The sequence below is a fragment of the Citrobacter sp. TBCS-14 genome (assembly GCF_005280805.1).
In the GTDB taxonomy this organism is placed as follows: domain Bacteria; phylum Pseudomonadota; class Gammaproteobacteria; order Enterobacterales; family Enterobacteriaceae; genus Citrobacter; species Citrobacter gillenii.
Window position 1 is genome coordinate 1 of record NZ_SZWM01000807.1, and the last position, 203, is coordinate 203.

The 203-nt window shown below is 59.6% G+C and carries 1 pseudogene; it reads right to left on the minus strand.

From position 1 onward, the window contains the following. A pseudogene (locus FDX22_RS21420) lies at positions 1 to 203 on the minus strand (cobalamin biosynthesis protein CbiG); the annotation flags it as partial.

Below are 203 nucleotides of genomic sequence, written 5' to 3' on the forward strand. Positions count from 1 at the left end.
CCCAGCATCCCCGCCAGATAACGCGCCAGAGCATTAGCGCCTCCCGCATGACCGGAGAGCAGGCTAATGACATGCTGGGCACGTTCATCAATGACCACCACTGCCGGATCGCAAAATTTGTCGTTGACCAGCGGGGCCAGCACGCGCACCGCAATGCCGGTCGCCCCGATAAAAATCAGCGCCGAGTAATTCGCAAACGCTTC